At 47.0% G+C, this 11,246-nt stretch carries 8 protein-coding genes; 7 read left to right on the top strand and 1 reads right to left on the bottom strand.

From position 1 onward, the window contains the following. Positions 1–13: 13 nt before the first annotated feature. Entirely contained in the window at positions 14–1,033 is a 1,020-nt protein-coding gene (locus B3157_RS05255; RefSeq protein ID WP_102819365.1) for a rod shape-determining protein, read from the bottom strand. Positions 1,034–1,321: 288 nt separating this feature from the next. Between B3157_RS05255 and speE the strand changes: the two genes are divergently transcribed. The 7 genes from speE to B3157_RS05290 all read left to right on the top strand — a co-directional run bounded on the left by speE (position 1,322) and on the right by B3157_RS05290 (position 11,236). Further along, the gene (gene speE / locus B3157_RS05260; protein ID WP_102819366.1) at positions 1,322–2,197 is read left to right on the top strand and encodes a polyamine aminopropyltransferase; all 876 of its coding nucleotides are present in this window, start codon (positions 1,322–1,324) and stop codon (positions 2,195–2,197) included. A 166-nt stretch (positions 2,198–2,363) separates the two neighbouring features. Next, complete coding sequence (gene lepA, locus B3157_RS05265; protein ID WP_292589375.1) at positions 2,364–4,178, top strand: translation elongation factor 4; 1,815 nt, start codon at positions 2,364–2,366, stop codon at positions 4,176–4,178. A gap of 10 nt (positions 4,179–4,188) precedes the next feature. After that, positions 4,189–5,040, top strand: a complete 852-nt coding sequence (locus B3157_RS05270) for a deoxyribonuclease IV (RefSeq protein ID WP_292589377.1) — start codon at positions 4,189–4,191, stop codon at positions 5,038–5,040. A 16-nt stretch (positions 5,041–5,056) separates the two neighbouring features. Further along, complete coding sequence (locus B3157_RS05275; protein WP_292589379.1) at positions 5,057–6,640, top strand: CTP synthase; 1,584 nt, start codon at positions 5,057–5,059, stop codon at positions 6,638–6,640. Beyond that, a complete protein-coding gene (gene folP, locus B3157_RS05280; RefSeq protein ID WP_292589381.1) occupies positions 6,640–7,485 on the top strand; it encodes a dihydropteroate synthase in 846 nt (281 codons plus the stop codon). Before B3157_RS05275 ends, folP begins: the two co-directional genes overlap by 1 nt. 1 nt (position 7,486) lies before the next feature. After that, positions 7,487–8,815, top strand: a complete 1,329-nt coding sequence (locus B3157_RS05285) for a carbohydrate ABC transporter permease (RefSeq protein ID WP_292589383.1) — start codon at positions 7,487–7,489, stop codon at positions 8,813–8,815. Between the two features lie 9 nt (positions 8,816–8,824). After that, positions 8,825–11,236: an ABC transporter permease subunit gene (locus tag B3157_RS05290; protein ID WP_292589385.1), complete on the top strand. Its 2,412-nt coding sequence runs from the start codon at positions 8,825–8,827 to the stop codon at positions 11,234–11,236. Positions 11,237–11,246 lie beyond the last annotated feature (10 nt).

Genomic DNA, 11,246 nt, shown 5'->3' on the forward strand with positions numbered 1-11,246 from the left:
TGCGAAGCTCCTCCTATCTAAGGTTGCCTTTTTCGAGTCGTTCAAGAATGGGGACTCTCTCAAGAACCTGACCGGCGCCTCTGGCTACACAGGTTAGGGGGTCTTCGGCAACAACAACCGTGATTCCAGTCTCACCCTGTATTAGTTCCTTCATGCCACTGAGGAGCGACCCTCCGCCCGCAATGACTATACCGCTCTGAACAATATCCGAGATGAGTTCTGGAGGCGTGTTTTCAACAGTGAGTTTAACCGCCTCGACGATTCTCGCCACCGGTTCTACAATGGCTTCGCGTACTTCTGCGCCTGAAACGGAGATCTTTCTCGGCAATCCGGAATTGAGATCGAGACCTACGATTTCTGAATAAGAGCTATCGGCCTCTTCTGCCTCAACAACATTACCAACCTCCATCTTTATTCTCTCGGCAGTCTTTTCACCAATCAAGAGCCGGTATTTCTCCTTGATATACTGGACAATATAGTCATCCATCTCATCACCGGCGACCCTTATAGACTGGCTCAAAACGATACTCCCAAGAGATATTACGGCGATTTCGGTTGTGCCGCCGCCAATATCGACAATCATATTTCCTGTCGGCTCTTCAACATTCAGCCCGGCGCCTATTGAACTTGCCATCGGCTCTTCAATGAGGAAGACCTTCTTGGCTCCCGCTTCAATACCGGCATCGACGATCGCCTTTCTTTCGACTTCGGTCGCACCCGAAGGAACTCCGACAACTATTCTGGGTTTGACGAAGCGCCGTCTGCCCGTTGCTCTGCCCATGAAATACTTCAACATTGCGAGAGCGATATCATAATCGGCAATGACTCCGTCTTTCAACGGGCGGGTCGCCACAATGCTTGCAGGTGTCTTTCCCACCATTCTCTTTGCCTCCAGGCCTACCTGAAGGATCTTGCCTGAATTCACGTCAATAGCAACAACCGAAGGTTCATTTGTTACCACACCCTGTCCCTTCACATAAACCAGGGTGTTGGCAGTTCCCAAATCAATACCCATGTCTTGCCTTAAGAACATTCGAAGGCCTCCTGTCGGGGAAAGTCTTTACTCTTAATTCTACCATCAGGATGCGGCCCAATGACGAAGAGTACAGAAATCAGGGAATTTCGTTCATTGAGCCCTTAGATAAGGCATTCCGCAAGTTTGACTATGCCTTAATCAAAGTGATAGAATCCATTTGGCCTAAGTAGAAAAGTAATTGTGACAAAAGCTTTGAAGTCTTTATAAGCTTTGAATAGTGTGAATTAATCATTGTAGTGTTCCAGACCGGTGAGATAATTGTGATGATAACGCGGAGGTGAAGGAATGGAAGATAGAGAGTTGAGGACTTTGAATCATCTAATGTTCATGGAATACTATACGGGAGGGAATGCAGGTCTTTTTATGAAAATGAAGCGACTTGTATATTCTTACCAGAGTCCCTTTCAGAGAATAGATGTCTTCGAACACCCTGAGTTTGGCATGGTCCTGGTTTTGGACGGGATAACAATGTTCACTGAAGCCGATGAATTCATGTACCACGAGATGCTGGTTCACGTACCTCTCTTCACGCATCCCGATCCGAGAAGAGTTTTGATCATTGGAGGCGGCGATGGGGGAAGTCTGAGGGAGGTTCTGAAGCATCCTTCCGTTGAGGAGGCAATTCTCTGCGAGGTCGATCCCTATGTAATAGACGCGGCAAAACTCTATCTCAAGGAGATGTCGGTCGAACTTGACAATCCCAAGGCATCAATAATAAACGAAAACGGAGCCGACTTCGTGAGAAGGAACGAGGACTACTTCGACGTAATAATAGTTGATTCAACCGATCCCACGGCAGGCGAGGGTGGCCATCTTTTCACAAAGGAATTCTACGCTAATTGTTACAAAGCCCTTAGAAAGGATGGAGTCTTCTGTGCAGAGACAGAGGATCCTTTCTACGACAAGGGATGGGTGGCGATAGCCTACAACAGAATCTCTTCAGTCTTCCCGATTTCGAAGATGTACACGAGTTTCATGACCACTTATCCTTCAGGAATGTGGACATATACTATTGGATCTAAGGAAGCGGATCCGAGAGAAGATTTCGATGAAGAGAGAGTGCTTGATTTCGGAGCACCTTTGAGATACTACAATGCGGAGATTCACAGGGCTTCGTTTGCTCTTCCGACGTTTCTTAAAGAGCTGACCGGTCAATTTTAAGTGTTAACTCGTTAAGGCCTTGGTGATAGACTAAACCAGATTATTTATAGACGAGATGGCTCGTCCAGCTTTTTTGCTGGATATGTTTTCATTCTTTTCTGTCCAATTCAACTTGCTTAACCTACGCCGTGATAGAATCATCCTTGACCGGCAGGAGGGAGTTCTAATGTATAACAGAGATCGTATAAGAAACATATCGATTATTGCTCATATCGACCACGGCAAAACGACACTTGTCGATAGACTTCTCGACATAACCGATATAGTGGACAGAAGACATAAGCAGGATCAATTCATGGATTCGATGGACATAGAAAGGGAGAGAGGCATAACAATTAAGTCGAAGCCGGTTAAACTCAACTATAAGGCTGATGACGGAATTACTTATGAGATAAATATCATCGACACGCCGGGTCATGTCGACTTCAACTACGAAGTCTCGAGAAGCCTTGCGGCTTGCGAGGGAGCAATTCTTCTGGTAGATGCTTCTCAGGGAGTTGAGGCCCAGACCGTGGGGAATACGTACCTGGCTATCGAGAATGATCTGGAACTCATACCTGTTTTGAACAAAATCGATATCCCTAACGCAAATATAGAAGAGACGCTGGCAGAGATAATCGACCTCATCGGCTATTCTTCGGACGATTGCCTTCAGGCAAGCGCGAAGACAGGTCAGGGAGTGAGGGAGATACTGGAAGCGGTAGTCAGGAGAGTCAAGCCTCCTTCCGGCAAGCTTGAAGCCCCATTGAAAGCTCTAATCTTTGATGCCATTTACGATAAGTATAGAGGAGTAGTAGTTCATGTCAGAGTTTTCGATGGAAGCGTCAAGGCCGGAGACAAGATAATGATGATGTCTTCGGGAGAGACCTTCGAAGTTGTAGAAGTCGGATACTTTCTGCCTCAAATGGAAAAGACAGACTCTCTAGATGCCGGCGAAGTAGGCTACATCATTGCCGTCATAAAGGACGTTTCGAGTGCGAAAATCGGCGATACGATAACCTCGGCCAGCAACCCCACCGCGGAAGCGATGCCGGGGTACAAAGAGGCGAAGCCGATGGTCTACGCCGGAATGTTCCCCGGGATGCCGGAGTACTACGATGAACTGAGAAAGGCGCTGGACAAGTTCAAATTAAACGATGCAGCACTCGTCTTCGAGCCAGAAAACTCTCCGGCACTTGGTTTTGGATTTAGGGTTGGCTTTCTTGGACTGCTTCACATGGATGTAGTGAGGGAGAGGCTTGAAAGAGAGTTCGACATCGCCTGCATTCTGACCGCTCCAAACGTTGTCTATAGAGTTACGATGCAGAACGGGGATGTTGAGGAGATAACGAATCCCGCAAGTTTCCCCGAGCCGGGGGAGTTTCTGAAGGTTGAAGAACCGTTCGTAGATCTTTCTATTATCACCCCCTCCGAGTATATGGGGAACCTCATCGGTTTCATAACTTCAGAGAAAAGAGGGGAGTTCAATGCGGTGGAGAACGCCGGAAAGAACCGTGTCGTTCTGAGATTCGAAGCCCCGCTCTCTGAAATCATGTTTGATTTCTTTGACAGGATGAAGGCAATTTCTAGGGGATATGCATCGATGGATTACGAGATCCTCGGCTATAGAGAATCTGATCTGGTGAAAGTGACAATCCTGGTCAACAGAGAAACCGTTGACTCACTATCGTTCATCGTCCATGTCGATAAGGAGTATCCAATTGCAAAGAAGGTTGTCGACAAGCTGAGCGAATTAATACCTCAGCACCAGTTTCAGATTCCCATACAGGCGAAATCAAGAGGTAGGATAATCGCGAGGAGTGACATAAAGGCCTTACGAAAAGACGTGTTGGCGAAGTGTTATGGAGGGGACCTGACAAGGAAGATGAAGCTCCTTGAGAAGCAGAAAGAGGGGAAAAAGCGGATGAGAGAGATTGGGCAGGTATCGATTCCGCAAAACGCTTTCCTCGCTATTCTAAGGATTGGCGAAGAAGAGCGATGAGGTGAACCGAATGATAAAGCTTGGAGCACACATGTCCACATCGAAGGGCTTTGACAGAGTCCCAAAAGAAACTGTTTCGATAGGCGGCAACGCCTTCCAGATATTTCCTCACAGTCCCAGAATGTGGAGAGCATCGCTTCCAAAAGAGGAGATGTCGAATAGCTTTAAAGATGAAATGAAAAGGGAATCGCTGGATCCCTTTGATTCTATGGTACATTCGGGTTATCTGATCAACATCGCCTCTCCTAACGAGGAAGTTTGGGGGAAATCCGTTACTTTGCTTTCCCTTGAAATGAAAATAACCGCTTCCCTCGGTCTGAAGTATTTGAACTTCCATCCCGGGAGCCACCTTGGAGATGGTCTCGAGGAGGGAATTGCGAGGATTTTGAAAGGTATAGAGATTGTACTAGGCGAGAACCAGGAAAATGATGTCATGCTGCTGCTCGAGAACGTTGCTGCGAAAGGAAATCACATAGGCAGCAGCTTTGAGGAACTCAAGTCAATTATTGACGGAGCCGTACAGCCAGAGAGAATCGGAATAACGTATGATACTTGTCACGGGTTCGATTCGGGTTTCGAGATAAGAAACAAGGAAGCTATCTCGAGACTAATCGACAAGATTGATTCTACGGTGGGCTACGAAAAACTGAAGATGATACATCTTAACGATAGCAAGTTTCCTCTAGGTGCCGGCAAAGACAGACACGAGATGATCGGTAAAGGCCATATCGGAAAAGACGATGGTTTCAGAGAATTTCTTTCCAATGAGAGAATTCAGGAAAAACCTTGGCTTCTGGAGACGCCTGGGGACGATGAGGATCACGCTTCTGAAATTGAGTATATTAAGAGACTACTCGGATAGTGGAGGACTGTAATCGATGAAGAAGAAGTTCGTTGTGGTAACCGGAGGTGTAATAAGCGGAATTGGCAAGGGGATACTCTCTGCCTCCATCGCGCGTGTAATGAAGGAATGTGGGGTAGAGGTTAACACCCTCAAGATCGATCCCTATCTAAATCTTGACGCCGGAACGATGAATCCTAATCAGCATGGTGAAGTCTTCGTCACAGAAGACGGATACGAGGCAGATCTCGATCTTGGTCACTACGAGAGATTTCTCGGAAAGAATATGAGAAGAGAAAATAATATGACCGCGGGCCAGGTATTCAAGACAATAATCGATAAAGAGAGAGAGGGAGAATTTCTCGGGGCGACCGTACAGATGGTTCCTCACGTTACAGACGAAATAAAGTCACGAATCAAGAGTGTTCCCGGTGAACTCATAATGATAGAAATCGGTGGTACCGTCGGTGACATTGAAGGTGAGATCTTCCTTGAAGCCGTTCGCGAACTATGGGTCGAAGAAGGTCCTGAGAACTTCCTCTTTATTCATGTAACATATGTTCCTTACCTCAGAGTGACCAACGAATTCAAGACCAAGCCTACTCAACAGTCTGTCCAGCTTCTCAGAAGAATTGGCATTCAACCTCAGATGATCGCTGTCAGGTCCGAAAAGCCTATTGAGGAGAATGAGCTTGCCAAGATCGCTCTCTTCGGTGGAGTTGATCGACAGATGGTCTACAATCTGCCCGACTCCGAAAACGTCTATGATGTTCCTCTTATAGTCTACTCGTACGGGATTCATAGAAAGATTGCCGCCTGGCTCAGTATAAAAATCGAGGAAAGGTTTGATTGGAATTACCCCAGATCATTCCTTCCAGCAAGAATCGCGCTGATCGGAAAATACCTTGGCACCGATGATGCTTATAAGAGCATTTCGGAAAGCATCGCGCTTTGTGGGGTAAGCAAACCCGAAGTTATCGACTCGCAGTGTTTTGAGGACATGACGGAAGAGCAAATAAAATCTGAGCTCAGGAAGTACGACGGGATAATCATCCCCGGCGGTTTCGGAAAGAGGGGAATAGAAGGGAAGATCTCAGTAATAAAGGCCGCCAGAGAAGAAGATACTCCAATTCTTGGAATATGTCTTGGGATGCAGCTTATGGTTATCGAGTTTGCAAGGAACGTCGCCGGATATGAGGGAGCCAATTCTACGGAGTTCGATCCGTCGACCCCTTATCCCGTAATTGACATTATGGAAGAGCAAAAGGAAATCATGAAACTCGGCGGAACCATGAGACTTGGTGCCCAAGAGACTCCTATTGAGCAAAACACGGTCCTTTTTGAAGCTTATAACGAACCGTTAGTCTATGAAAGGCACAGGCATAGATACGAAGTCAACCTTGATCGCTTCCCCGAGCTCTTCAGAATGCCCGGAGAAATCGATGTAAAGAAACTCTCAATATCCTCAAAAGCGACTTTCGTGGAGGCCGTCGAGCTTCCCGAAAAGAGTTTTTTTGTCGGGATTCAGTATCATCCCGAGTTCAGATCGAAAGTGGGCAAGCCTAATCCGGTGTTCAAACTCTTCGTCAAGCGAGTCATAGAGAAGCGAAGGAATCAATAGTGATCTTCTGCGGTGGAAGAAAGCTCGATCTCTCCAGCCCCGTTATTATGGGGGTACTCAATGTGACTCCAGATTCTTTCTTCCCGGGCAGCAGGTACCAAGGCGGAGTTACTGCCGTAGAAGCCGCGATAAGGATGCTAGATTGGGGAGCTTCGATAATCGATATAGGTGGAGAGTCTTCAAGGCCGGGCGCGGAGAAGGTAAGTATCGGCGAAGAGATTTCCAGAGTAGTCCCGGTCATAAGGCAGCTGCGCAACAGGAGGCCGGATGCCGTTATTTCTGTTGACACTTACAACAGCGAAACTGCCCGACTCGCACTTTCTGAAGGAGCGGACATAGTAAATGATATTACGGGGCTTAGTTCAGAGGAGATGATCCACGTCATCTCGGAGAACAATGCGGCAGTAATAATTATGCATATGAGAGGAGACCCTGCTACTATGAGCGCGATGACCGATTACCGCGATGTGGTCGGAGAGGTTTCGGCGTGGCTGGTTGAAAGAGCAGACCGCGCAATTAGAGCGGGGATAAGTAGAGAGAGGATAATCCTTGATCCGGGGATAGGTTTTGCCAAGAATGCGGAGCAGAGCATCGAGATACTGAGAAACATCTCTAAGTTCAAGCAACTGGGGTTCCCTCTTCTTGTAGGGCATTCAAGAAAAAGTTTCATCTCCAAGATTACGGGGACACAGGTAGAAGAAAGATTGGAAGAGACTCTTTCAATCTCAACTTACCTGTATCTGAAAGGGGTCGAGATAATTCGCATCCATGATGTTCAGGAGCACGGTCGAATCTTTGGTATACTTAAGATACTAAACCCATGCATAGCAAATGGGAGGGAATGATTTGCCTTACGCTAAGCGTTCAAAGAAGTATTGGAAGGAGACTTGGCAAGCGTATCTTTTTCTATTGCCTTCGATAGTGATCTTGAGTGTGTTTGTCTTTTGGCCGATCGGCTTCTCTCTTGTTCTGAGTTTCTTCAAATGGGATTATACTTCAACTACCCGGTACTTCATAGGTCTTGACAACTATAAGGAGCTTTTCAGACTTACATATCCCGTTCAGTTGAGTTTTGTCAACTCGCTGATAAACACGGCAGTATACGTCGTTATTGTTCTTGTGGTGATTCAGATTCTCTATCATCTGTTCGGGCTAATGAGCAAATACGACAAGACAAAGAAAGGCCACTCGCTTTTGTACGGATTGTTCGCTGTTGCGCTAATCGGCTATATCCTGCTGCGCAACTTATCGAGTGATCTTTCCGCTGCAGGACTGTTCGCTGGACTTGGATTGATGGGTTTGGGGCTCTTTGTGCTTCTCCGAAGGAGAGGAAGCATTCAGAGCATTAAGATGAGGACCAGCCAGTGGTCTACGATGATTCTCTTCGTTGCCCTATATTACGTATTGGCCTATGTAGTATTGAAGCAAAGCGCGGACTTTGTTCAGTACTTCACTCTTGCAAAAGAGAGCTCGGACTTTCTGAAATCTATCTACAACACCGTCTATTACGTCTTGCTTTCCGTGCCTACTCAGATAGGTCTTGCTCTGATCATAGCGATGCTTCTCAACAAAAACATCAAGCTTCGTTCTCTGTTCAGAACTGCCTACTTCATACCCTTTGTCACGTCAGTAGTAGCCGTGTCTCTGGTATGGCAGTGGATGTTCAATGACCAGTTCGGGCTACTGAACTATGTTCTCTCGATCTTCAATCTGCCGAAGATCGCCTGGCTTAAGGAAGAAGTGTGGACCATTCCGACTATCGCCATAGTCTCGGTTTGGCAGCACGTTGGCTACACCACCGTAATCTTCCTTGCCGGTCTTCAGAATATAGATAGATCGTATTATGAGGCTGCAGATGTCGATGGAGCAAGCGGCATGCAGAAGTTCAAATTCATCACGTGGCCGCTTCTTTCGGGTACGACGTTCTTCATTATGATAATAACGATGATAGGTGCATTCAAGGTCTTCTCGCAGATTTTCATACTATACCAGGGACTGCCCGGACCTGTCAACAAGAGTGGGTTGACACTTGTCTACTATGTATTTGATGCCTTCTACAATCAGCAGAGAATGGGAGTCGCAAGCGCAGCTGCCTACATACTATTCGTGATAATCCTGATTCTTACTATGGTACAGATGTACGTAGGCAAGAAGCGCGTTCACTATGAGGGTTGAGGTGCGCAGATGACCACATCATCGACTAAGATAATCTCGAAAATCCTTCTCTATGTAGTTATTATTGGGGGAGCATTCCTGATGCTCGTTCCATTTGCATGGATGGTTGCCACGTCGTTCAAAGCTCCCAGCGAGGTTTCTAGCTGGCCGCCAGTTTGGACCACGAAAAATGCAGCAAACTCCTTCACCTTTAAGACTCAGATTAAGCAGAAGAGCACCAGCGCCTCTGTCGATCTTGCGACGCTGAGTCTTAGCGAATTCAGGAACTTCGCGGCACTGATGGAAGAGTCAGTTAGTTTTGATACCCTTTCTGTTAATTTGAACGATGACCCCATTAGGAGAGGCGAAATAGAGATCCAGCTGCTTGGCAGAGATGGCGCTCCTGCAAACTACGCATCGCAAGTTGATGAACAGCTCTTTGCCGAATTGGTCGACAGACATAACGCGATCAAGGATAACGTACCGGATGCTCATGCAAAGTCATTAAGAGATCTACCGATAGAAGATGCAGGGAGATTTCTTGACGGATTCTTCAACGCAGCTGTCTATAGTGATGGTGGGTTTGTGAAGAGAGTAGTCCTGGTTAGCTCTCTAAGAGCGCAGTACTCAAGAGCAATCGAAAGGCTATCTCAAAGCGTTGAGACTGCGATGAAGGAACTGCCAATAGATACCGATGCAACCAAAGAGATGAAGGCAAGAATCCGCGAAGAGTCGGCTGTACTCCTTGAAGGGCCTGTTGCTGCTCTTGCAAAGTCAATGGAGTCACTTGAGTCTTACAGAACCGGTACAACAGGAGTTACCGAACTGAGCGAACTAGAAAGGATCGTTGCCGATCTTAGAAGCAGCACAGATGAAATTCGAAAGGCTGTCTCCGAGATTATCACTTTGTCTGAAGAAATCTCTGCTGGAGACGCTCGGATGTCCCTGTCTGTACGCCAGCTGGAGCGTTCATTGGAAAGCATCCCTGATGGGCTGGTGCAATGGTCGGATTTGCTTGACCTTTACTCCGACATAAAAGTCTTTTACAACGAATCTCAGAACGCCAATCTTTCAGGTTCTGCGATTGTGGGTAGAATCAGAACCGATGCTGAGGTCCATGCGTTGCTTTCGCAATTCATAGAGAGTTGGAATGTTGAGCGGGAGCTGAAGGATTACCTGCTTTCCGCAATTAATCCATCCAATGTTCGAAGTGCAGTTACGATCTTTTTGGACTACCTCGACAGGGATTTCAAGAACAGCCTTTCGCAGTACTTCACGAATACTCAAACACCGCTAGAGGTCGTCAACGACGCAATGAACTTCTTGAGGACATCACTACTTGTTGCCGCTAATCCGGAGCTTGACAGGAAGGTCAGAAGCGCAATGGATCAGAACACAACTTATGCTGATCTTGTGGCCCTTTTGAGAGAAGTGGCCTCATCTGCCGGTCAAACGATAGGGGTCGGAGGAATAGTAGCCAACCTTGATAGACAGGCGAACATAAGTGGTCAAGAACCGTTTGCTGATTTCATCAGACGTAGATGGAAAGAGACTTCTATGGTCGGTACTTTCTCGAAGGTACATTCCGACATTTTCAGCGAGCTTGACCTTTCAATCAAGCCGGTCGAGGTTGAGAGGGTCTATTACAGGGGAATAATCTCTCCTTCCGGAGCGAAGTCCTTTGACATAAAGCTTGCGGGAATACACGCAGTCTGGCTTAAAGACGATGTTCCAGCCGGCAAGGCGAATTTCACATTTGCTGAAACGTTCAAGAACTTCTTCCAGAATTACGTTTCGGCTTGGAATGCGGCTCCGTTTGGCAGGTACTACTTCAACACTGTGTTTGTGGCGATGGTTACGACTTTTGTAGAGATAATCTTTGCGGCGATGGCCGCATTCGCCTTTGCGAAGATGGATTTCTTCGGCAAGAATCTGTTGTTCACGCTCTTTTTGGCAACGATGATGGTTCCTGGCGAGGTCCTGTTGGTCCCGAACTATATCACGCTTACGGCGCTCGGTTGGGTGGACTCGTACTATGCTCTAATCGTTCCGTGGGTTGTCTCCGTCTTTGCGATATTCCTTCTGAGGCAGCATTTCATGACGATTCCTAATGAACTCTACGATGCGGCTATGATAGACGGACTCTCAAAGTGGCGTTTTCTCTGGACGATTCTCGTTCCGCTCTCAAAGCCGGCGGTGATTACTGGTGCGCTGCTGAAATTCGTTGGAAGCTGGAATTCTTTCCTCTGGGTTCTTATTGTTACAAAGAGTCCGGAGATTAGAACTTTACCTGTCGGGCTCCAGAATTTCAGTTCGGCTACCGGAAGCGACTATCACCTTTTGATGGCCGCTGCCACTTTCTCGATAATTCCTGTTGTGATTCTCTTCTTGATTACGCAGAAGTACTTTATTGCCGGAATTGCCAGGAGTGGTCTCAAATAAAGAGCAAGAA

The organism is Mesotoga sp. UBA5557, assembly GCF_002425715.1.
GTDB lineage: Bacteria > Thermotogota > Thermotogae > Petrotogales > Kosmotogaceae > Mesotoga.